Source organism: Chlorobium sp. (assembly GCF_049593655.1).
Taxonomy (GTDB): domain Bacteria; phylum Bacteroidota; class Chlorobiia; order Chlorobiales; family Chlorobiaceae; genus Chlorobium.
The window spans coordinates 26,552-49,089 of the sequence record NZ_JBAWHG010000044.1; the positions used below are offsets into that span (position 1 = coordinate 26,552).

Annotated in this window: 22 protein-coding genes; 10 read left to right on the forward strand and 12 right to left on the reverse strand. The window is 55.8% G+C overall.

Annotated elements, in window-relative coordinates; translation table 11 throughout:
• Positions 1 to 35 precede the first annotated feature (35 nt).
• The 4 genes from WBP50_RS06945 to WBP50_RS06960 are packed head-to-tail and all read right to left on the reverse strand — an operon-like array spanning position 36 to position 3,453.
• Positions 36 to 1,418, reverse strand: a complete 1,383-nt coding sequence (locus tag WBP50_RS06945) for an FAD-dependent oxidoreductase (RefSeq protein WP_423932727.1) — start codon at positions 1,416 to 1,418, stop codon at positions 36 to 38.
• Between the two features lie 52 nt (positions 1,419 to 1,470).
• Positions 1,471 to 2,088 carry a recombination mediator RecR gene (recR, locus tag WBP50_RS06950; protein ID WP_423932729.1) on the reverse strand — a complete coding sequence of 206 codons (618 nt, stop codon included), beginning with the start codon at positions 2,086 to 2,088 and terminating at the stop codon, positions 1,471 to 1,473.
• Positions 2,089 to 2,094: 6 nt separating this feature from the next.
• Positions 2,095 to 2,430 carry a YbaB/EbfC family nucleoid-associated protein gene (locus WBP50_RS06955; RefSeq protein ID WP_423932732.1) on the reverse strand — a complete coding sequence of 112 codons (336 nt, stop codon included), beginning with the start codon at positions 2,428 to 2,430 and terminating at the stop codon, positions 2,095 to 2,097.
• Between the two features lie 42 nt (positions 2,431 to 2,472).
• On the reverse strand, positions 2,473 to 3,453 hold the full coding sequence (locus WBP50_RS06960) for a transketolase family protein (RefSeq protein ID WP_423932735.1): 981 nt from the start codon (positions 3,451 to 3,453) through the stop codon (positions 2,473 to 2,475).
• A gap of 72 nt (positions 3,454 to 3,525) precedes the next feature.
• Here WBP50_RS06960 and rsmA point away from each other — a divergent pair, with 72 nt between their 5' ends.
• The 7 genes from rsmA to meaB all read left to right on the forward strand — a co-directional run bounded on the left by rsmA (position 3,526) and on the right by meaB (position 13,659).
• Positions 3,526 to 4,314, forward strand: a complete 789-nt coding sequence (rsmA, locus tag WBP50_RS06965) for a 16S rRNA (adenine(1518)-N(6)/adenine(1519)-N(6))-dimethyltransferase RsmA (RefSeq protein WP_423932737.1) — start codon at positions 3,526 to 3,528, stop codon at positions 4,312 to 4,314.
• 231 nt (positions 4,315 to 4,545) lie between these two features.
• On the forward strand, positions 4,546 to 6,468 hold the full coding sequence (locus WBP50_RS06970; RefSeq protein ID WP_423932882.1) for a propionyl-CoA synthetase: 1,923 nt from the start codon (positions 4,546 to 4,548) through the stop codon (positions 6,466 to 6,468).
• Complete coding sequence (mce, locus tag WBP50_RS06975) at positions 6,465 to 6,872, forward strand: methylmalonyl-CoA epimerase (RefSeq protein ID WP_423932739.1); 408 nt, start codon at positions 6,465 to 6,467, stop codon at positions 6,870 to 6,872. Before WBP50_RS06970 ends, mce begins: the two co-directional genes overlap by 4 nt.
• Positions 6,873 to 6,900: 28 nt before the next feature.
• On the forward strand, positions 6,901 to 8,712 hold the full coding sequence (locus WBP50_RS06980; RefSeq protein WP_423932740.1) for a carboxyl transferase domain-containing protein: 1,812 nt from the start codon (positions 6,901 to 6,903) through the stop codon (positions 8,710 to 8,712).
• A gap of 9 nt (positions 8,713 to 8,721) precedes the next feature.
• A complete protein-coding gene (locus tag WBP50_RS06985; RefSeq protein WP_423932743.1) occupies positions 8,722 to 10,497 on the forward strand; it encodes a methylmalonyl-CoA mutase family protein in 1,776 nt (591 codons plus the stop codon).
• Positions 10,494 to 12,641, forward strand: a complete 2,148-nt coding sequence (scpA, locus tag WBP50_RS06990) for a methylmalonyl-CoA mutase (protein ID WP_423932745.1) — start codon at positions 10,494 to 10,496, stop codon at positions 12,639 to 12,641. Before WBP50_RS06985 ends, scpA begins: the two co-directional genes overlap by 4 nt.
• A 13-nt stretch (positions 12,642 to 12,654) precedes the next feature.
• Positions 12,655 to 13,659 (forward strand): methylmalonyl Co-A mutase-associated GTPase MeaB, encoded by a 1,005-nt coding sequence (gene meaB / locus WBP50_RS06995; RefSeq protein ID WP_423932747.1) that lies wholly within the window; start codon positions 12,655 to 12,657, stop codon positions 13,657 to 13,659.
• Between the two features lie 47 nt (positions 13,660 to 13,706).
• On the opposite strand, the gene WBP50_RS07000 is transcribed toward meaB, so the two are convergent.
• From WBP50_RS07000 to WBP50_RS07010, 3 genes are read right to left on the reverse strand one after another with little or no spacing between them, the layout of a single operon-like run.
• Entirely contained in the window at positions 13,707 to 14,165 is a 459-nt protein-coding gene (locus WBP50_RS07000) for a universal stress protein (RefSeq protein ID WP_423932749.1), read from the reverse strand.
• Positions 14,166 to 14,177: 12 nt separating this feature from the next.
• Positions 14,178 to 14,948, reverse strand: a complete 771-nt coding sequence (locus tag WBP50_RS07005) for a slipin family protein (RefSeq protein ID WP_423932751.1) — start codon at positions 14,946 to 14,948, stop codon at positions 14,178 to 14,180.
• 4 nt (positions 14,949 to 14,952) lie between these two features.
• Complete coding sequence (locus tag WBP50_RS07010) at positions 14,953 to 16,272, reverse strand: NfeD family protein (RefSeq protein ID WP_423932754.1); 1,320 nt, start codon at positions 16,270 to 16,272, stop codon at positions 14,953 to 14,955.
• Positions 16,273 to 16,522: 250 nt separating this feature from the next.
• Between WBP50_RS07010 and WBP50_RS07015 the strand changes: the two genes are divergently transcribed.
• The gene (locus WBP50_RS07015) at positions 16,523 to 17,215 is read left to right on the forward strand and encodes a zinc metallopeptidase (RefSeq protein ID WP_423932757.1); all 693 of its coding nucleotides are present in this window, start codon (positions 16,523 to 16,525) and stop codon (positions 17,213 to 17,215) included.
• Between the two features lie 62 nt (positions 17,216 to 17,277).
• Here the strand turns inward: WBP50_RS07015 and trxA are convergent, their stop codons facing one another.
• Both trxA and WBP50_RS07025 read right to left on the reverse strand, forming a co-directional pair.
• On the reverse strand, positions 17,278 to 17,586 hold the full coding sequence (gene trxA / locus WBP50_RS07020) for a thioredoxin (protein WP_423932759.1): 309 nt from the start codon (positions 17,584 to 17,586) through the stop codon (positions 17,278 to 17,280).
• A gap of 211 nt (positions 17,587 to 17,797) precedes the next feature.
• Positions 17,798 to 18,226: an OsmC family protein gene (locus WBP50_RS07025; protein ID WP_423932762.1), complete on the reverse strand. Its 429-nt coding sequence runs from the start codon at positions 18,224 to 18,226 to the stop codon at positions 17,798 to 17,800.
• Positions 18,227 to 18,466: 240 nt separating this feature from the next.
• On the opposite strand from WBP50_RS07025, the gene WBP50_RS07030 reads away from it, so the two are divergent.
• Both WBP50_RS07030 and folE read left to right on the forward strand, forming a co-directional pair.
• Positions 18,467 to 18,916 carry a 6-carboxytetrahydropterin synthase gene (locus WBP50_RS07030; protein ID WP_423932764.1) on the forward strand — a complete coding sequence of 150 codons (450 nt, stop codon included), beginning with the start codon at positions 18,467 to 18,469 and terminating at the stop codon, positions 18,914 to 18,916.
• Complete coding sequence (gene folE / locus WBP50_RS07035) at positions 18,876 to 19,550, forward strand: GTP cyclohydrolase I FolE (RefSeq protein ID WP_423932767.1); 675 nt, start codon at positions 18,876 to 18,878, stop codon at positions 19,548 to 19,550. Before WBP50_RS07030 ends, folE begins: the two co-directional genes overlap by 41 nt.
• 92 nt (positions 19,551 to 19,642) lie before the next feature.
• Here folE and WBP50_RS07040 read toward each other — a convergent pair whose 3' ends face one another.
• The 3 genes from WBP50_RS07040 to WBP50_RS07050 are packed head-to-tail and all read right to left on the reverse strand — an operon-like array spanning position 19,643 to position 22,527.
• The gene (locus WBP50_RS07040) at positions 19,643 to 20,116 is read right to left on the reverse strand and encodes a HyaD/HybD family hydrogenase maturation endopeptidase (RefSeq protein WP_423932768.1); all 474 of its coding nucleotides are present in this window, start codon (positions 20,114 to 20,116) and stop codon (positions 19,643 to 19,645) included.
• On the reverse strand, positions 20,113 to 20,796 hold the full coding sequence (gene cybH, locus WBP50_RS07045; RefSeq protein WP_423932769.1) for a Ni/Fe-hydrogenase, b-type cytochrome subunit: 684 nt from the start codon (positions 20,794 to 20,796) through the stop codon (positions 20,113 to 20,115). The genes WBP50_RS07040 and cybH overlap by 4 nt, the downstream gene beginning before the upstream one ends.
• A 12-nt stretch (positions 20,797 to 20,808) precedes the next feature.
• Positions 20,809 to 22,527, reverse strand: a complete 1,719-nt coding sequence (locus WBP50_RS07050) for a nickel-dependent hydrogenase large subunit (RefSeq protein ID WP_423932772.1) — start codon at positions 22,525 to 22,527, stop codon at positions 20,809 to 20,811.
• Between the last annotated feature and the right edge of the window lie 11 nt (positions 22,528 to 22,538).

Here is a 22,538-nt window from a genome sequence, read left to right on the forward strand (position 1 = left end):
ACAATTATTTTCTTTTTTTACCGGAAAATGGCCCATCATTCCATCTCCCCGGCCCTGAGGATACCGTCAACGGCAAGATTTGCGCTCATGACCGCGCCTCCCATCGAATCGTAATACAACTGACGGGAAAAACCGCCGGCCAGAAACAGGTTGCGCACCGGGGTACGCTGTGTGGGCCGATACTGCTCCATGTTGGGCAGGGGCGCATAGACCGAGTGCGGTATCTTTACAAGCGTCGATTTCAGAACTTTCGCCCCTCGTGTTTCCGCCGGGTAGCAGGCTCTGACGCTGAGGTCAACCTGACGGATAATTTCTTCTCTGGAGAGCTTTATCAGTTCGCGGGCGGGGGCCACACAGAATTCGAAACGTGTTTTTCCGCTGAACGGTTCTCCCCGGAGCGTCCGGTACTCGGGTGTCGTGCGTGCAAGGTTGGCGTAAACCGGTATGATGCCGTCCGGGCTGAACAGGACGTTGTCGTCCGAAGCTATTTCGCGGTCGTACCACAGCTGCACGGAGATGACCGGCACGCCTTCGAGATTTGAAAGACCGCCGAAAAAGCGGTCGTGGGACTTGAGGCCTGCGGGAAGAATTTTGTTGAGATCGTGAACAGGCAGGGCTGAAAGGTAGTAATCGGCCGTAAGGATCTCGCCGTTGCGAAGCTGGACGCCTTTGATCTCGCCACCATCGAAAAGCAGTTCATCGACCGCCGTCCTGTTCTTGAAAACCGCGCCCCGTGAAGCTGAATGGTCGAGAAGCGGTTGATGCAGATACTCCTGGGGAGCTCCTTTCAGAAACCCCATGCAGGAAGAGTCGGGTACACGGTAGAACGTTTCGGTTACATCGAGAATGATTTTGGCGGAAATCTCTTCCGGGGGAATGAATTTCAGGGCAAGAGCCATGGGCCTGAACATCTTGTCCATGAGCCTGCGTCCGAATTTTTTCTGTTCGGCCCATTCGGCAAAGGTCAGGTGATCCTGGGTTGGGGGATAGGCCGCCTGCTTGAGGGCAAGCGGAATCAGCGAACGGGAAAAGAAAGCCATCTCCCCGAAGGTGAAATAACCGTTCTTCACAATGGCCGGGAGCAGATGCAGCGGGCTGGGCATATCCCAGGTATTGAAGGTAAATCGCTTTCCGCCCTCGAGAGTATAGGTCAGCTGGTGCTCTTTCCAGAGAACCGCATGATAGGTCTTTATCTCCTTCATCAGGTCGTAAAGCACATCATAGGCCCCGAAAAAACAGTGGGTGCCCGACTCGATCCAGTCACCCTCATCATCCTTCCATGAAGAGACTTTTCCTCCGTATATCTCTCTTTTTTCAAGAACCTTGACCTGAAAGCCCCTGTCCGTGAGGCGTTTTGCCGCTGTCAGTCCGGCAAGACCGCCGCCGAGGATCAAAACCGATTTTTTTTCTGTACTCATGGTCTGAAATGATACTTCTCTTGTGCCCTCACCGGAAAATCCGGGAGGAGCGCTACATTGCCGAGCGCCCCTCCATTGCCCGTGAAAGCGTTGCTTCGTCAATAAACTCGAGCTCCGCACCAACAGGAATGCCCCGGGCAATCTTGGTGACACTGATGCCGTAAGGCTTGAGCAGCCTGCTTATATACAGTGAGGTAGTCTCGCCCTCCACCGTCGGATTCAGGGCAAGCACAACCTCCTTCACCGGAACAGGCTCATGCTTTTCTCCGAGACGGGAAAGCAGTTCATGAATCCTGATATCGTCAGGACCGATACCGTCAAGGGGGGAAATGACGCCGTGCAGAACGTGGTACTGGCCTTTGTAATGACCGGTTTTTTCAAATGCCAGCACATCGGAAGGAGACTCGACAATACAGATTACCGAACGGTCGCGTCCGGTACTTCGACAGATATAGCAGGGATCGGCGTCGCGGTCGGTTACATTCTGGCAGACCGAACAGCGGACAACCTTCTCCTTCACATCCAGAAGCGCACCCGCAAGCCTCCTGGCGGACTCGGGGGGCTCCTGCAGCATATGCATGGTCAGGCGCTGGGCGGTTTTGCGGCCTATACCCGGCAGTTTTGCGAACTCTTCTATCAGGGTTTCAATAGCCGCCGAAGTATAACGCATGGAAAGCTATTTACCGAGGTTCAGGTTTTTCAGGATATCTGCAGGATTGATCATGCCTCCTGCAGCTTTGGATATCTCCTCCTGCGCAAGGGCAGCCGCCGCGTCGAGAGCGTTGTTGACGGCCGCGATGACGAGGTCCTGCACCATCTCCACATCGTCGAGAATTTCAGGATCGATCCGCAGTGAAAGCAGCTTCTGTTTGCCGCTTACGCTTACCTTCACCATGCCGCCTCCGGACTCTCCGTGGGCGACAAGTTTTTCAAGCTGATTCTGCACATCCTGCATTTTCTCGCCGGCTTTCTGAATCTGCTTCATCATATCCCCCAAATTCGGCATACTCATCGTTCGATTCTCCTTACGGAATTACGGTTAAGATCGTCGCGGCTACTTTCTGCGCAGGGCCAGATATATTTTCTCAAGAATGTCGGCCGTCGTCAGCTTGTATTTTTCAAGCAGTTCGTCAGGCTTTCCCGATTCGCCGAACTGGTCTTCGACACCCACCATTTCAATGGGCACGGGAATGTTGCGAGCACAGACTCCGGCAACGGCGTCGCCAAGCCCGTTGTGAATCTGATGTTCCTCTGCAGTTACGATGGCTCCGGTATCGTTGGCAGCCCGTACGATGGCAAGCGTATCGACAGGCTTGATGGTATGCATGTTGATCACCCTGACGCCGACACCCTCCTTCTCGAGAATACGTGCGGCTTCAAGAGCTTTCCAGACCATGATGCCGCACGCGATGACGGTAACATCGCTGCCGGGATGCAGCTCTATCGATTTGCCGATCTCGAAGCCGTCTTCGTCGATCGTGAAATCAGGCACATTCGGCCTTCCGAAACGGAAATACACCGGCCCCTGATGCTTTGCGATCGCTCTGGCGGCCCGTTTGGTTTCGCTGTAATCGCAGGGCACGACCACCGTCATCCGCGGCAGTCCGCGCATGAGACCGATATCCTCGAGAATCTGGTGGGTGGCGCCGTCTTCGCCGAGCGTAAGGCCTGCATGCGAAGCACAGATTTTGACGTTGAGATTCGAGTAGCAGACCGACTGGCGGATCTGGTCGTACACCCTGCCGGTTGCAAAAACGGCAAAGCTTGCCGCAAAAGGGATTTTTCCGGTTGTCGAAAGACCTGCCGCCATCGAAATCATGTTGGCCTCGGCAATACCGGTCTGGAAAAAACGATCGGGAAAAGCATCACGGAACTGATTCATGTTCAGAGAGCCGGTCAGATCGGCACACAGCCCCACAACGGCGCTGTTTTCACGTCCGATCTCCAGCAGAGCTTCACCAAACCCTGTACGGGTAGCCTTGTTCCCCCGAGAAACATATGCTGCGGCCTCGGCGCTGATGTTATTTTCTCCCATTAATTCCAGAATAACTTAAATTAAAAAAAGTAGTTCCGCCCGGCCTCAGTGAACAGGAAAAACCCGGACATTATGACAAAAGTCGAATATAAGCATACAGAAATAGCGGTAAAAAAACAATTAGGGCAAAACTTTCTCACCGACAGGAACATCACCAGAAAAATAGTCAGGCTTTCCGGAGTGGAACCCGATGACACCATCCTTGAAATCGGCCCGGGGTTCGGAGCGCTGACCAGAGAAATCATCGACATCCACCCTTCGTTCACGGCCGTGGAAAAAGATCCGAAACTTGCAGCCTTCATCCGCGCCGAGTATCCGCAATTGCAGGTGATCGAAGCAGATTTCCTCAAAATCGATCTCGAAGCCCTGTCCGGCGGCAAAAAGCTCCGGATTCTCGGCAACATCCCCTACTCCATTACCAGCCCGATCCTTTTCAAATTGCTTGAGAACCGCCATACATTCAGCAGCGCAACCCTCATGATGCAGCATGAGGTGGCCATGCGCATCGTCGCCGTTCCCTCCACCAAGGATTACGGCATTCTGGCCGTCCAACTGCAGGCATTCTTCGAGGTATCCTACGGCTTCAAGGTAGGGCGCAAGGTATTCAAACCCCAGCCGGGAGTGGACAGCGCCGTCATCACCATGAAACCGAAAGCAGGAGTGCCGGTCAGCGATCCCCGGGGCTTCAGCCGTTTCGTGCGCTGCGCATTCCATCAGCGGCGCAAAACCCTCCTGAACAACCTGAGAGAGGAGTACAATCTCGAGGCCGTACAGCCTGAAACCCTGAAACTTCGGGCGGAGGCGCTTGCAGTCGAAGATTTTTTCGAGCTGTTCGATACCCTGAGCCTGAAACCGTTATAACTATTACTTCGTTGTGCTCACAAGTTTTTCGACTCTCATGAATATCGCGCAATCAACAATTGTTGATTGGCTGTAACTGTATTTTTTCTTAACATGAAGGTTACCGGCTTAAGCCGCGACGACAGTCATCGGGGTTCCATACGAACGCTATTCTGCCGCTCTTTTTCTGTTCCTTGCTGTTTGATTTCTTCCTGCTTTATCTCAACAACTTAGATAATGGGGGTCATTTGTATGTCGAAGTCCTACAACACCGTCTTTCAGCAGTCGATTCAGCAGCCTGAAGAGTTCTGGGGCACTGCTGCCGCTGATCTTCACTGGTACAAAAAATGGGATTCCGTTCTGGATTCCCGCAACCCGCCTTTCTATCGCTGGTTTCCCGGCGGCATGACCAACACCTGCTACAACGCTCTGGACCGTCATGTGGACGAAGGCCGCGGAAACCAGCTGGCGGTAATCTACGACAGCCCCGTTACCGGCACCAAGGAGCGGTATACCTACCGGGAATTCCGCGATATCGTCGCAATTTTCGCCGGAGCCCTGCAGTCGAAAGGCGTAAGAAAAGGCGACCGGGTGATCATCTACATGCCCATGATACCCGAAGCGGTGGTCGCCATGCTGGCATGCGCGAGAATCGGGGCCATCCATTCGGTGGTGTTCGGAGGCTTCGCATCTCACGAGCTTGCCGTAAGAATAGACGACTGCAAGCCGAAGGTGATCATCTCGGCATCATGCGGCATCGAGCACGGCAAGATTATCGATTACAAGCGGCTGCTCGACTTCGCCATCGAGCTTGCCCACTTCAAGCCGGAAATCTGTATCATCAAGCAGCGCGATCAGCTGAAAGCCGAACTGAACGAAGATCGCGATCTCACCTGGAAACAGTCTCTTCTGGGCGCCGAGCCTGCACAGTGCGTTCCCGTGGAGTCGAGCGACCCCCTCTATATCCTCTACACATCCGGCACTACCGGCCAGCCCAAAGGCATTGTCCGCGACAACGGCGGACACATGGTGGCTCTGAAATGGTCGATGGAAAACGTATACGACGTCAAGCCCGGAGAGGTATACTGGGCGGCCAGCGACGTAGGCTGGGTTGTTGGGCACTCCTACATCGTCTACGCTCCGCTGTTCCATGGATGCACCACGCTCATCTTCGAAGGCAAACCGGTCGGCACTCCCGATCCCGGAACATTCTGGCGAATCGTCAGCGAATACAACGTTGCGGTGCTCTTTACCGCTCCGACCGCGTTCCGGGCCATCAAAAAAGAGGACCCGAAAGGCATGCACATGAAAAAATACGATCTTTCCAGCCTGCGCACGCTCTTTCTTGCCGGTGAACGCGCCGATCCCGATACCGTGAAATGGGCCGAGCAAATGCTGCAGGTTCCGGTCATCGACCACTGGTGGCAGACCGAAACCGGCTGGGCAATTGCTGCAAACTGTCAGGGTATCGAGCCTGGCCCCATCAAATACGGTTCAGCGTCAAGAGCGGTCCCGGGCTATGACGTGCAGGTCATCAATCAGAACATGGAACAGCTTCCCAGTGGACAGATGGGAGATATCGCCATTAAGCTTCCCCTTCCTCCCGGAACCATGCTCTCCCTCTGGAAGGCCGATGTCCGGTTTGTTGAAAGCTATATGGCCACCTTTCCCGGTTACTACCAGACAAGCGACGCTGGCTATATCGATGATGACGGCTATATCCACATCATGTCGCGGACGGACGATATCATCAATGTCGCCGGCCACCGTCTCTCGACCGGAGCTATCGAGGCCGCGCTGTGCGAGCACCCCGATGTTGCCGAAGGCGCCGTTATCGGCGTCCACGACGATCTCAAGGGACAGGTGCCGCTTGGATTCCTGGTGCTGAAAGCCAATGTCGATACCCCGGAAACCCAGATCGTCAAGCATGTGATCGAATACGTCCGGGAGAACATCGGACCTGTCGCCTCCTTCAAGAACGCCGTTATCGTCGATCGGCTGCCGAAAACGCGGTCGGGCAAAATCCTGCGCGGCACCATGCGCAAGATCGCCAACAGCGAGGAGTACACCATGCCGGCAACCATCGACGATCCGGCAATTCTCGATGAAATCAGGGTGGCGCTGCAGACCATCGGATACGCAGCAACAAGCCAGCCCATAACCAGGGAAGCATGATCAGAAAGATCGACCATATCGCCATCGCCGTCCAGAACCTCGAAAGCGCACTCGAAACGTTCCGTAACGTTCTCGGGTGCGATGCCGGGGCCATCACCATCGAAGAGGTACCCTCTGAAAATGTGCGGGTTGCGTTCATCCCGATCGGGGAAACAAAAATCGAACTGCTCCAGCCGCTCAGCGACGACAGCCCCATTTCGAAGTTCCTTCTGAAAAATGGTGACGGCATGCATCATATCGCACTGCAGACCGACAATATCGCGGCGGAAACGGAGCGCGTCGCATCCGTGAACCTGAGCACGCTGGGCGCTCCGAAAGATGGCGCCGGGGGAAAACGCATTGTTTTTCTGCACCCGAAAGAGACCAACAGGGTACTGATTGAATTCACCGAAAAACATTCATGAACGAGCACTAACCATTTAGCAGCAAGCTGTGGAACATTTTTATCTGCCTTTTGAGAAAAGAGAGGAATTCAGCTATTCGCATGAAGCTGTCGAAGCCCTGAGCGAGTACGAAAAATATCAGCTCTCATTTCACCCCGAACGCCCCAAGTATCTCGACTACCTTTCCGTATTCAGCGAGCCAGAAGAGTGTCTTTCGAACGACGAGTTCGGAAGCTGCGTTATCCAGACGCATCGGGCAGCCATTCTCTGCGGAAAAGAGCGGGTTCCGGTCATGCTGATCGGACAGCAGTCCGGGCCAACATCCGATTTCGGCCTCATGAAAAAACTCATGAGGGACCCCCTGAGCGTAAAGCGGTGGAACCACGGCATGCCGACGCCGGCGGCTTTCCGCAAGGCCTTTGATGCGATAAAGCTGGCCGAAACGGAAAACCGCATCATCATCACCATTATCGACACCGCCGGAGCGGACCCGTCAGAGGAATCGGAAGCCGGAGGCATTGCCTGGAACATCGGACGGTGCATGCAGGCACTTGCCGAATCCAGGACGCCAACCCTTTCGGTAATCATCAACCGGGGATGCAGCGGTGGCGCCGTTGCCCTGACAGGCTGCGACGGAGTGCTTGCCATGGAGTACTCAACCTTTCTGGTCATCTCTCCCGAGGCCTGCAGTTCAATTCTCTTCCACACAAGGCACAAGGCCGGTCTGGCAGCGGAAATCTCCCAGATCACCTCGAAAGAGGGGGTGAAAAACGGCATCATCGACGAACTGATCACCGAACCGGATGGTCCGGCCCACCGTTTCAGGGAACCCGCGATGGAATCCTTCAGGGTTACCGTAGCCGCGTGGATTGAAAAACTCCGGGCAACTCCCGCCGACAAGATTTTCGAAACCAGAATGCGGCGATGGGAAAAAATAGGGCGATGGGACACGATCAGCGAAGAGGATATTCTCGCTTTTGAAAAGCCGGTCACCTACTTCATACCGAAACCGGAAAAGCGTCTTTTCATTGCGCGCCATAAACGGTGTACGGACATTGACGGAAAAAAAATCCACGACCCGGTACTCTACACGACGCTGCTCGCCGACAACTTCGTCTGCAGCACCTGCGGACATCGCTACACGCGCCTTTCGGCTCACGACTATATCGATCTGGTGCTCGACCGGGACTCGTTCCGGGAGCACCCGGAAACCCGTCATGTCGTTGACCGGGACATTCTCGATTTTCCGGGCTACCAGCAGAAAATAGAAGCCGCACAGCACAAGACCGGTGCTGCATCCGCCTTCATTACCGGAGACGGCGCCATAGAAGGAGAGGCTGTCGTGTTCTGTGCCACCAATTTCAACTTTCTGGGCGGCTCGTTCTGCATGTCGACCGGTGAAAAAATCTGGCTGGCGGCAAAAAAAGCCATTGCCGGCAGGAAACCGCTCATCATACAGGCATCAGGCGGAGGCGCGAGAATGCACGAAGGATGTTCTTCGATGGTAAGCCTCCCGAAACTCCATGTAGCCCTGTCGAGCGTTGAAAAAGCCGGTCTTCCGGTTATAACCATCGTCACAGACCCGACACTCGGCGGCGTTGCCATCGGCTTCGCATCGAGAGGATGGAGGGTTTTCGAGCACAACGCAGGAAATATCGGATTTTCGGGCAAACGGGTCATCGAACAGTACACCGGCAAATCCACATCAAGAGACTTCCAGACAACTTCATGGCTTATGCAGAAGGGTTTTGCAAAGCGGACCTCGCTGCCCGGAAACATGAGGCACGACATTGCCGTTCTGCTCAGGCAGTACAAGGAGGAACATGATGCGCCGGCTCCATCGGAAAAGCTTTCACAGTAACAACTATCAATGACACTACTTACAGAAAAACAGCTGTTTCAGGAGTTTACGCCTGTAGGATGGGACGAATGGAAAGCACAGGCCTCTCTGGATCTCCGCCAGACACCTTTCGAGCGAATCAGGTGGACCACGCCTGACGGCTTCACCCTCGAACCGTGGTACGCTCCCGACAATACCGCCGCACTATCGGAGAGGTCAAATCCGGAACAGGGAAACATCTGGCGCAATTGCCGCCGGATCGCCGTTTCAGACATTCATCAGGCAAACAGCAGTGCGCTTGAAAGTTTCTCGCAGGACGTGACCGCACTGGAGTTCTTTTTCTGCAATCAGGACCTCTGCACCGGGGAAAACATCATCCGGCTCCTTCAGGGAATCTCCGTTCCCGCCGTTGCGATCTATTTTTCCGGGCATCTCGGCAACCCCCTGCTTCTCATGGAAACCCTTGCCGAGATGCCGGAATTCAGCAGCAATACCGGAGGAATCCTTACCGCGACCGACCGGATTCCGGCCGGTGAAGAACTCGCCATCTGCAATGCAGGCCACTCCATGCCCGATTTCCGCTTTCTTCCGGTCGATACCGTGCCCTGGCACGACCAGGGAGCGACCGCGTCCCAGGAGATCGCGCTTGCGCTTGCCGCTGCAAGCGATACCCTCCACCGCTTTACCGAAGCCGGCATGGAAGCCGACATTGTGGTTGCCGGCATGGAAGTCATCATGGCCACAGGTTCAAGCCATTTCACCGAACTTGCCAAGCCGAGAGCGCTCAGGGCGCTCTTGCCCCCTCTGCTGAAAGCCTGGGGTGCACGAAAAAACACGATGCCCCGGCTTTTCGCAAGAACATCCGCAGCCAACCGCTCGATACTCGACCCCTTCACCAATGTGCTGCGTCAGACGACCGAAGCGGTTTCGGCAGTTCTCGGAGGCTACCAGACACTGCAGATAGACCCGTTCGACAACGGCCTTTCCGTTTCGGAAAACACCGCTGAACGAATTTCAGCCAACATTCACCTCATCCTCAGGGAGGAATCCTTCCTGCACCGTGTCGCCGATCCGGCCGCCGGATCGCACTACATCGAAACACTCGGCGCGGAACTGGCAAAGTCCGCATGGAGCTTCTTCCTGGAAATCGAAGCAGCCGGCGGTCTTGCAGTTGCATTGCAAAACGGAACGGTAACGCGGGCCATTTCCGGGAGCGGTGCCGCAAGAAAAAAGACTCTGGAAAACCGCAAAAAGACCCTGATCGGGGTTAACCGGTATCCGTGGCCGCTCACTCCGGTTCAGGAGCGGAACATCGAGGCACTGCTGCAGGCCCTGGATGCGGAACCTCCGGGGAGCCAGACCGCAGCGTTCGAACGCCTGCGCCTTAAAGCCGAAAAGCACCGCAGCCTCACGGGTCGCGTCCCCACGGTCTTTATCGGGCTTTCGGGTGACCCTGCCATCAGCTTCCGCCAGGCGGCCTTTGCCGAAGATTTTTTCCGGTGCGGAGGCTTCGATATCGCGGGAACCGCCATACTTGACGGTAACGTTGAGACCTGCGACAAGGCGCTCATCGACAGCCCGGCAATCGCCGTGCTCTGCGTTGCCGAAAAAGATCCGGTACCGCAGGCAGAGGCCTTCTGCCGGGCCCTTTCGGAGCGACAGCCCTCTCTCATAACGGTTTTTGCCGGAAAACCGCCGGATAACCCGGAAAAACTCTTTAACGCGGGACTCGACAGCTTCATCTATACCGGTGTCGACGTCCTTGCCATGCTGCAATCGTATCACACCAAAACCGGAATACAATGAGACCGGATTTTTCATCCATCGATATTTTCTCGCCCTCAACAGAGGAAACTCCCGGCACAGGACAACCGGCTCAGGAAAAATGGAGCACCGCCGAAAATATCGGCATCAGCTCACGTTATACGGCAACCGACACGGAAAAATACCTTCACCGGCACTTCGCCCCGGGGTTTCCTCCCTACACGGGCGGCCCTTACACCACCATGTACACCTCGAGGCCATGGACCATCCGGCAGTATGCAGGTTTTTCGACCGCCGAGGAGTCGAACGCATTTTACCGGAAAAATCTTGCCGCCGGCCAGAAAGGGCTCTCGGTGGCATTCGACCTTCCCACGCACCGGGGCTATGATTCCGACCATGAACGGGTAGTAGGAGACGTTGGCAAGGCCGGCGTCGCCGTCGATTCGGTCGAGGATATGAAAATCCTCTTCGACCGCATTCCCCTCGACGACATTTCGGTGTCCATGACCATGAACGGCGCAGTGCTTCCGGTCATGGCGTTTTATATCGTGGCAGCCGAGGAACAGGGCGTTCCGGCCGAAAAACTGAGCGGCACCATCCAGAACGACATCCTCAAGGAGTTCATGGTACGCAACACCTATATCTACCCGCCTGAACCCTCCATGCGCATAATCGGGGACATCTTCCGCTATACCAGCGGCAACATGCCGAAATTCAACTCGATAAGCATTTCCGGCTATCACATGCAGGAGGCGGGAGCCACCGCCGATCTCGAACTTGCCTACACGCTTGCCGACGGACTCGAGTACATCCGCACCGGACTCAAGGCAGGACTTGACATCGATGCCTTCGCTCCCCGGCTCTCCTTCTTCTGGGCGATCGGGATGAACTATTTCATGGAAATCGCCAAACTGCGCGCGGCAAGAATGCTCTGGGCGAAAATCGTAAGCGGCTTCAATCCGAAAAGCCCGAAATCCCTGATGCTCCGCTCGCACTGCCAGACTTCCGGCTGGAGCCTCACCGAACAGGACCCGTTCAACAACATCACCCGAACCTGCGTCGAGGCGCTTGCGGCTGCACTCGGCCATACCCAGTCGCTCCACACCAACGCGCTCGACGAAGCTATCGCTCTCCCCTCGCAGTTCTCGGCGCGCATAGCCCGCAATACGCAGCTTTACCTGCAGGAAGAGACCGATATCACCCGGAGCATCGATCCCTGGGCGGGTTCGCACTACGTCGAGTACCTGACCGGAGAACTTGCCGCGAAAGCCTGGAAGATCATCACGGAAATCGAAGAAGCAGGCGGCATGGTCAAGGCTATCGAGCAGGGCATCCCGAAGCTCCGCATCGAAGAAGCTGCCACCCGCAAACAGGCCCGTATCGACAGTGGCGAAGATATCATTGTCGGAGTGAACGGCTATACCACCACCAGCCGGACCGATATCGAACTTCTCGAGGTCGACAACACCCTTGTGCTGCAACAGCAGATGCAGCGCCTCGCGGAAATAAAAGCCCGGCGCAACAGCGATGAAACCACGGCGGCTCTGGCGGCAATAGAAAACTGTGCCGCAGGGGCAACGGGCAATCTGCTCGAACTTGCCGTGGATGCCGCCCGCAAGAGAGCAACCCTCGGTGAAATCTCATCCGCCTGCGAGAAGGTGTTCGGACGGTACCGCTCATCGATCAGACTCAATACCAACGTCTACCGCTCACAGATGCAGCACAACAAGCTATTTCAGGAGGCGCAGGAGCTTGCAGACCGCTTCGCCTCGCACGAAGGGCGCAGGCCGAGAATCATGGTGGCCAAGGTCGGTCAGGACGGTCACGACCGCGGCGCAAAGGTGATCGCTGCAGGATTTGCCGATATCGGCTTCGATGTGGATATCAGCCCGCTCTTCCAGACCCCTGAAGAGGTTGTAGGGCAGGCGCTCGACAACGACGTGCACCTGATCGGCATATCGAGCCTTGCCGCAGGACATAAAACGCTTATTCCGAAAATCATTTCCGAGCTCAGGGAGTCGCACCGCGACGATATTCTTGTCATAGCCGGAGGCATCATTCCCGAACGCGACCATGCATTCCTCTACGAACAGGGAGTGGCCGGCATTTTCGGACCCGGCACGGTGATCGCCGAGGCGGCGATACGCATTCTCAGGCTTCTGCTCGCAAAATTCGAACATGAGTAGCAGCCAAAGAGCCATGCAGAGATACATCAAACCCTGCGAACCCGGCGTTGACGAAATGGTCAGGGGCATTCTCGGGGGAGACCGGCATATGCTGAGTCGCGCCATAACCCTGATCGAATCGACAAAGCCGGATCATGAAAAGAGAGCGCACGAAATTCTCGACCGCTGCCTGGCTGAAAAAAAAGAGACCATCCGGATCGGCATAACCGGATCGCCGGGCGCCGGCAAGAGCACCTTTATCGAAGCGCTGGGAGAAATGATCATCAGCGAAGGCTATCGGCTTGCCGTGCTTGCCATCGATCCGAGCAGCAGCCGCTCCAGAGGAAGCATACTCGGCGACAAGGCGAGAATGGAAAAACTTGCCGGAAAACATGAAGCCTTTATCCGGCCTACGGCCTCTTCCGGCCATCTTGGAGGAACGTCGCCAAAAACCCATGAAGCTATCGTACTGTGCGAAGCCGCGGGGTTCGACATCATTATCGTGGAAACCGTCGGGGTCGGCCAGTCTGAAATCATGATCGACTCGATGGTGGACTTCATCCTGCTGCTCATGCTTCCCGGATCGGGAGACGAACTGCAGGGCATCAAGCGCGGCATCATGGAAATTGCCGATGCCATAGCCATCACGAAAGCAGACGGACGGCAGGCAGAGCTGGCCAATGTATCGAAAGCCGATTTTGCAGCCGCTCTCGGCATGCTTCCGCCCAGGCACCATTTCCACGAGCGAAAAACCTTTCTCACCTCGTCGCACTCCGGCACCGGTATAAGCGAAGTCTGGCAAGAAATACGCGATACCGTCGCGCTCATGCGAAGCAACAACGCCCTGCAGGCCCGCCGGCAGGAACAGCTGGGAAAACTGCTTCATACGGTACTCGACGCCATGCTCAGGGCCCGTTTTTTCGGCGATCCATCCGTTCAGGCCCTGCAGCCCGGAATAGAAGAGCAGGTACGTTCAGGTAACCTGAGCCCCTTCAGCGGAGCGAAAGTCCTGATCGAGGCCTTTCACCCCAAATCCTGACCATCAAACTTTCCCCGGAAAACCCTCTGAAGCGGGCAACGGAGGCTTCACTGCTCCTCGATGAACTCCTTTTCGGCACTCTTGACAATCAGCACCGGGCAGTCGGCCTTGCGCACCACAGTTTCGGCCACGCTGCCCATGATGAGTCGGCTGAGACCCTTTTTGCCGTGCGAACCCATGATGACGAGGTTCACGTCGAGCTCGGCGGCTTTTTCGAGAATCACGTCGGAAGGATTGCCGATCTCCACAGAGCTTTCGACTTTCAGCCCCTCTCGGAGCAGTTCATTCTTCAGGGCATCAAGGTCAGCCTCGGCAGCTTTTTCGAGATCCTCTTCAAGAGGAATATAGTTCAGTGAAAGATCGACGGCCATGGGCCTGGGCTCGACGACATTGAGCAGAAACATCGCAGCGCCCATGCTGACGGCGAATTCATGCGCATAACGCACGGCTTTTCGGGACGCATCGGAAAAGTCGACCGGGCAGAGAATGGTTCGAATCTTGAACATGGCTGTATGGTTTTAGGATTCCTTTGACGAAGAGGAGGCCCCCTTTTCCACGAACGGGCGGAGAAGGTCTATCGGAACCGGGAAAAGAATGGTGGAATTGTTTTCCGCTGCAATATCCTGCAGAGTCTGCAGATAGCGAAGCTGCAGCGCCGCAGGAGTGGCGGAGATGATCGCCGCTGCTTCGGAAAGGCGCTGAGAAGCCTGGAACTCCCCTTCAGCATTGATGATCTTCGAACGGCGCTCCCGCTCGGCCTCCGCCTGCTTGGCCATCGCCCTGCGCATCTCTTCGGGAAGGTCGATCTCCTTCACTTCGACCTTGCTTACCTTAACGCCCCACGGCTCGGTATCCTTGTCGAGAATGGTCTGGATTCGTTCATTGATCTCGTCCCTTTCGGCGAGCAGGTTGTCGAGCTCTCCCTGCCCGCAGACGCTGCGCAGCGTCGTCTGGGCAAGCTGGGATGTCGCAAAATGAAAATCCTCGACATCGATGATCGATTTGACGGGATCGAGAACCCTGAAATAGACCACCGCGCTCACCTTAACGGAAACGTTGTCGCGGGTGATGATATCCTGGGGTGGCACATCGAGCGTTACCGTGCGCAAATCCACCCGCACCATCTTGTCTATGCCGGGAATGAGGATGATCATGCCCGGTCCTTTTGCGCCAAGCAGCCTTCCGAGACGGAACACGACCGCACGCTCGTACTCTCGCAGTATCTTGACCGACGAGCCGAGAAAAACCGCAAGAAGAATAATGATTGTAAGAATATTCATGGTCAGCATATCGCTACTCCTCTGTTTTTGTTACCTGTAACTGAAGTCCCTTAATACCTGTCACCTTTACCGGAGTTCCTTCCGGCAGCTTTTCGCCTGCAACGGCGTCCCACAGCTCTCCATGCACGAAAATCTTGCCGGCAGAAGCGCCTTCGATCCGTCTCACGACACGGCCTTTCTCTCCCAGCAGGCCCTCCTGTCCGCTCAGCTGCCGGGAGGAGGAGGATCGCAGGACAACCCTGACGATAGCTCCCGCCGCAACTGCAAAAACAAGAAATACAGGAAGAAAAACAAACAGGGAGAGCTCTGTTCCCGAGCCCGGAGTGTCGAAAAGCATGAGCGAGCCTGCAAAAAGTGCGATGAGGCCCGCAATTGCAAGAACACCTCCGCTGGTTACGAACAGTTCAAAACCGAGAAAAAGCACGCCGAGCAGAAGAAGAAGCACACCGGTGATGCTGACCGGAAGCATCTGCATGGCGTAAAGCCCCAGTAGCAGCGAAACCGCCCCGGCGACACCGGGAAAAATCGCTCCGGGACTGGCAAGTTCGAAGTAAAGACCGGCAAGCCCAGCAAGAAAAAGAATATAGGCAATGTTCGGATCGGCAATCCTCATGAGAACCTGTTCCTGAAAGGTCGCGGCTATCGGTTTCAGTGAGGCGTCAGCGGTTGCAAGCGTCACTTCACCTCCGGCGGTCCTGACCTTCAGGCCGTCAACGCTTCTGAGCACGATCGCAGGCTTGGCGGCAATCAGATCGATCACGCCGATCCGAAGCGCTTCCCTGGCGCTTGAGGCCCGGCTCCGGAGAACCGCCTGCTCCGCCCATTCCGGATTCCTGCCACGCACCTCGGCAAGACTTCTGGCAAAAGCGGCAAGATCACTCGCGGCTTTACCGCTCATAACATCGCCCTCTCTGTCCCCCCCTCCCATGCCTACCGGATGGGCCGCCCCGATCTCCGTGCCCGGCGACATGGCCGCAACATGTGCCGAAAGCATCAGGAGTGCTCCGGCGGAAGCGGCCTGCGCACCCGAAGGAGAGACATAGACGATGACGGGAATTTTCGAGGCCAGTACATCCTGCACCATCAGGCGAAGGGAACTTACCAGACCTCCGGGGGTATCGAGCTCCACCAGCAGCGCCGCTGAACCGTCGGCATGAGCCGCTGCAAGCGCCCGGGAAAAATACTGTGCGCTGGCGGGATTTACCGATCCCGAAAGCACGATTCGCGATACCGTGACCTGCGCGGCCGCATAACCCTGCCTGAAAAGAAAGAGCAGGGAGAACGATATGAGCATGCATGCCGCACAGCTGCGGCCGTACGCAAATCTTGCCATGGAAAGACTATTCGGTGAAAACGTGCATCTGCTATCAATATAATGAAATAAACCACGCTCTTCGTTCCCGGTAAACCGCTATGGGCCGAAAACGCAAGATTGCGCACCAGATAACTTCAAACAGGAAGGAGACAGATGCGGCAGTTGCGCCTGACGAAACTAATGCATATGTTTCGTTGTTTTTTCTCACAGGTAACGATTATCTATTGAACTGTATTTATAACGACCAGATAACCTTTTACGACACACCATGTACTTCGATCCATTATACTTCGTCTTCGCTCTTCCACCCATGCTGCTCGGATTGTGGGCACAGTTCAGGGTTAAATCAGCGTTCAAAAAATATTCGCAGGTGCGTACCAACTCAGGAATCAACGGGGCGCAGGCCGCACGCAAACTGCTTGAGCGCGGTGGGCTCGCCAATGTGACGGTCGAGGCCACCCGCGGCATGCTTTCCGACCACTATGATCCCCGCCACAAGGCACTGCGCCTGAGCGAGGAGGTCTACAGCCTGCCGAGCATCGCTTCGGTCGGAGTGGCGGCTCACGAAGCCGGCCATGCGCTGCAGGACAAAACCGGCTACATGCCGCTGCAGCTCCGTTCGCTCATGGTTCCTGCTGTCTCTATCGGCAGCAATCTCGGTCCGATCATCTTCATGGTCGGCATGTTCATGGCCGGGACGCTCGGCACCTCGCTTGCGTGGGCGGGCATTATCCTCTTCGCCGCCACGGCGCTTTTCGCTCTGGTAACCCTTCCGGTGGAGTTCGACGCAAGCCGGAGGGCCAAGGAACTGCTCGTTTCGCAGGGCATCGTCTCCCCTGCCGAAATGCAGGGAGTGAACGCAGTGCTCAACGCCGCGGCGCTCACCTACGTAGCCGCCGCAGCGCAGGCCATCATGCAGCTCGTCTACTTCCTCACGGTGATGAACCGCAGGGATTCGTAAGCATAACGAACAGGCGGCACAACGGTCTCAAGGGACCTGTGCCGCCTGTTCGTTATGTAACCCTATGACACCAGAACCTTCACCACCTCTGCCCTGATCTGCTGATACGACAGCGCTCCGGCAGTGCGCCACACCAGCTTACCCTTGTCGAACAGCATGAGTGCGGGGATGCCCTGTACCTGGAACTGTGCCGCCGCAGCCGGCTGCCGGTCGACGTTCACCTTCACCACCACCATTCTGCCACTGAACTCCAGGGCAAGCTTTTTTACCGACGGAGTCACCATCTTGCACGGCCCGCACCATTCGGCCCAGAAATCCACGAAAACCGGCACCGCGCTGGACTGTATGAGATCGTTGAGCGATTTGGACATAGGTATTGTGTTTCATTTATGATGTAAACAACCGCGATCCCTGATTTTTTCAAGCCGGTCACTGATCATCAGGACATATTGTGAGGCGCATCAATGAATTGTCGTGAGCGGCAGGAGTGCAAGGCGAACGGAACGCAGAAACCGGAGTGTACACGAAGTACATGAGGATTTCGAGTACCGCTCAACGAAACAATCCTGACGCGGAACAAATTCATTGATGCGCCTCCCGCAACAGTTCGGTCTTCCACTCGATACGGCACCCAGAGTGCCGGAGCATGGCCGCGACGCTGCAATATTTCTCCATCGAGAGCGAGACCGCACGATGGAAATCGGCAAGAGGACAGTCGGGGCTTTCGAGACTGAAACGCATGCTGATTGCGGTAAAAACTTTCGGATGCTCCTCGGCTCGATCACCATCGACTTCCACGCAAAGCGCTACCGGATCCCGGCGCTTCTTCCTGAGAATGCTGATGACGTCCATCATGGAACAGGCCGCAAGCGACTCAAGCACCATCTCCATCGGAGAGGGCGCCGATCCGGTTCCGTGAAATTCCGCCGACGTATCGAACAGGGTAACGTGGCCGGCCCTGGTGGTCCCGGCAAGAGGCATGGTGTTGCGAAAGGTGACGGATGCGTTCATGGGGCGAATTCCTTTATGATTTCGAGCTTCTCAACAGGTAAACAGGCAATCGGGCTTTTCAGTTTCGCACTCCCCTGCTCATCTTTACAGCGGCATTCGGGAAGGAAACTTATAAATTGTACCCTCGGTTGGTTGTTCGAAAACCTTACCTTGTGCATCTGCGATGGCGGTTGCTTTTACCGGCTCCCCACAGGTTATCGTGTTCCTGCTCATATTTCCTGCAACAGAAACCGTCTGCCTATGAACTATCTACTGGAAAAGCCGAGAAAGGTCTATGTCTCGAGAAAAATCGAGTTCAATGCCGCTCACCGTCTTTTCAACCCGGAACTGAGCGATGAAGAAAACCGCAGCCTGTACGGAAAGTGCAGCAATGAGCACGGACACGGACATAACTACGAACTGGAGATCACCCTCTACGGAACGGCCGACCCTGAAACAGGGTTCCTGTTCGACCTGAAGCTGCTGAAAAACATACTCGAAGAGGAAATCATTGCGCGATTCGACCATCGCCATCTGAATTACGACGTACCCGAACTCAGCGGCTGCGTGCCGACAACCGAGGTACTTGCCGTGCTCGTCTGGGATATTCTTGAAAACCGACTCAAACAATTCAACAACCGGGAAATCTCCCTTTACGAAGTCAACATATATGAAACAGGAAAAAACGCTGTCCGATACCTTGGAGAATAAACCGGCTCACCATTCCGGTCGGGCAAGCCAGTGCATCGATGACGACTGCCTGTATGAAGTGCAGGATAACGATACCGATGCGCTGTCGAGAATTGCCGATGCAGTCTACACCATGCTTGACGGAGTGGGTGAAGACCCGGAGCGCGAGGGTCTGGTTAAAACCCCGGAACGGGTTGCCCGCTCCATGCGCTTCCTGACGCGGGGATATCGCCAGGATCCTGAAGAGGTGCTGAAAAAAGCGGTGTTTACCGAAGCCTACGATGAGATGGTGCTCGTACGGGACATCGACATCTTCTCGATGTGTGAACACCACCTGCTCCCCTTTTTCGGAAAGGCTCATGTGGCATACATCCCGGACGGGAAAATCGTCGGGCTCTCGAAAATAGCGCGGGTTGTGGAGATATATGCCCGGCGTCTCCAGGTTCAGGAACGACTGACCCAGCAGATCCGCGACGCAATACAGCACGTTCTGAACCCGAAAGGCGTGGCGGTCGTCATCGAGGCGCGCCACATGTGCATGGTCATGCGCGGCGTCGAAAAACTGAACTCCGTCACCACCACGTCGGCCATGTCGGGAGAGTTTCTTGCATCCCCCTCCACACGAAGCGAATTTCTGCGTCTTATCCGCCCCTGAATCCATCCTCCCTCAAAAGCAAAAGCGGCCCGGATGCATCATCACCCGGACCGCCTGACTTTGTCTTGAAACGCCTTCAACCGGTTGCCCGATTACTCCTGAAGCCACTCCTGCAGTATCGTCCTGCCCTCTGCTACCGCCTCGTCCAGCAGCTCACGGGCTTCTCCGCTGAGGCCACTTCCGAGATCGAGAATTCGTGGCGGTATGCCGATCAGCACGAACCTCTCAGGCATCCGGCCGTGCAGCTGCGCAATACCCAGAAGCTCACTCAGGCCCATCTGGTGAGAGGACATCTTCCGGTGAATGAATGCCGGCAGTTCATCCTTGTGATACACGTAAACCCGGCTTTCGAAATCCAGAGGAATAAGCGCATCGAACACCATGACGGCATCGCTCGACTCTATATAGTCGAGCAGATAGAGGCCCTGTGTACCGCCATCGACAAACTGAACCGTCTCCGGATAATCGCCGTCTTTTTCAAAGGCCCGGATGGCCTCCACACCGAACCCCTCGTCGCCGAAAAGGATATTGCCAAGCCCGAGAACATTGATACGGTTGTATTTCAACTCGGCTCTTCCTCCACCTTGTGCTTGTATCCGGTTACGATGGATGAGGTGACGCTGGTGCGATCAACCACATCGTGACGGAACACGGCATAGAGATGCATGATAAGGTAGATCGGAAAAATCCATGCCAGCAGATGATGCGCGAAATGCAGCGCATAGCTCCCTCCGAAGAGGGGGATCATCCAGCCGAAAAGGCTTTCCGAGAAGCCGCCCGGATTGTTCTCGCCGTACATGGCAAGCCCGCTGAGAATCATGAAGGTCGAGCCGCAGAAAATAAAGATGAAATGAGCCAGGGCTGCAACCGGGTTGTGACCCACATAGTTCGGCTCGTCACGTCTCAGAAAGAGATACGACTCGACCTGTTCCCGGAAGGGCTTGCCCCACCAGGAGGGCGACCAGGGCTGAAATCCGCCGAAGCGGGCATACTTGTCGTCCCCGAAAAGCGCCCAGTACATCCTGAAAAGAAAGTTTGCGATAAAAATAAACGCCGCAGCGAAATGCAGATACCGCCACCACGACATCCCGTTGTACCAGACCGCTTCGCCCAGAGGCGGGTTGATGACCGGGGCTGCAATATACATGCCGGTCAGCAGCAGCATAACGGTACAAATGGCATTGACCCAGTGGTAGAAGCGTACCGGCAGCCGCCAGACATAGATCTCCTCAATGATTCTGCCCATGGTAGCCTCCGTTTAAACGATTCTGACACTGGTAACTTCCTTGCCATTCATATCGAACACATGTGACGCGCAGGCAAGGCAGGGATCGAAGGAGTGCACTGTCCGGATAATTTCCAGCGGCTGCTCCGGATTGGCCATCGGGGTGCCTTTCAGTGCCGATTCGTAAGCGCCTGAATTGCCCTTGCCGTCCCGCGGAGATGCATTCCATGTCGAAGGCACCACAATCTGGTACTCCTTGATCTTCTGGTCCTTGATGTGGATCCAGTGGCCAAGTGAGCCGCGTGGAGCTTCGCTGTAGCCGAACCCCTTGCACTCTGCAGGCCAGGTGGCCGGATCCCAGCGGTCGCTGTTGAAGGTGCGGTAGTCCCCCTTCTTGATGTTGTCGACGAGCTGGTCGTAGAAATGGCGCATGAACCCTGAGGTCTGCTTGCACTCGATACCCCTTGCGGCTGTCCTGCCGAGCGTCGAGAAAAGCGCTTCGGGTCCGACCTGCAGTTTCGAAAGAACCATACCGACGGTATCCTTGATCATGGGATCGCCTTTTGCATAGGCGATCAGCACACGGGCAAGCGGACCTACTTCCATTGCGTGGTTTTTCCAGCGGGGCGTTTTCAGCCAGCTGTATTTCTTCTCGGTGTCGAGGTGCTCGAACGGAGGCTTCGGGCCGGAGTACGCAGGCTTGGTCTCGCCTTCCCAGGGATGCAGTCCCTTGTCGTCGCCTTTCGAGTAGGTATACCAGCTGTGGCTGACCTCTTCGGTAACATGGGCGGCATCTCTCGGATCGACGTCGTGCACGGTCGTGAGATCCTTGCCGAGAATCGCGCCTCTCGGCCAGAGCAGGGTCTTGAAGTCATCAAGCGTGGTTTCCGGGAAATCGCCGTAGCTGAGATAGTTGCCCAGCCCGCCGCCGTAGAGCCAATCCTTGTAGAATCCCGCAATGGCGATGAGATCGGGAATATAGACCTGATCGATGAACTGCTGGGTCTGGTCGATGATCTTTTTCACCATGGCGAGCCGCTCGATATTGATGGCCGTATCGCTGTTCGGGTCAATCGCGCAGGCCATGCCGCCTACCAGATAGTTGGGATGCGGATTCTTGCCGCCGAAAATGGTATGGATCTTGACGATCTCCTTCTGGAAATCAAGCGCTTCGAGATAGTGTGCCACACCGATGAGGTTCACCTCGGGCGGCAGCTTGTAGGCGGGATGGCCCCAGTAGCCGTTCGAGAAAATGCCGAGCTGCCCGCTTTCGACGAATCCAACCAGCCGCTGCTGCAGATCCTTGAAATAGCCCACCGATGATTTCGGCCACGGGGAGATGCTCTGGGCGATATCGGAGGTCATTTTAGGATCGGCTTTCAGAGCGCTCACCACATCTACCCAGTCAAGCGCATGCAGGTGGTAGAAATGCACCAGATGGTCCTGCGTCTGCTGGGTGGCATTCATGAGATTGCGGATGATACGCGCGTTGGTCGGCACTTCGATGCCCAGGGCATCCTCGACGCACCTGACCGAGGCGAGGGCATGCACGGTCGTGCAGACACCGCAGATACGTTCGGCAAATGCCCATGCATCCCTCGGATCGCGCCCTCTGAGAATGACCTCGATACCTCGCCACATGGTACCGCTGCTGTATGCTTCCTCGATGACGTTGCTGTCGTTTACTTTAGCCTCTATTCTCAGGTGTCCCTCAATGCGGGGAATGGGATCGACTACAATTTTTTTAGCCATGCTCTACTCCT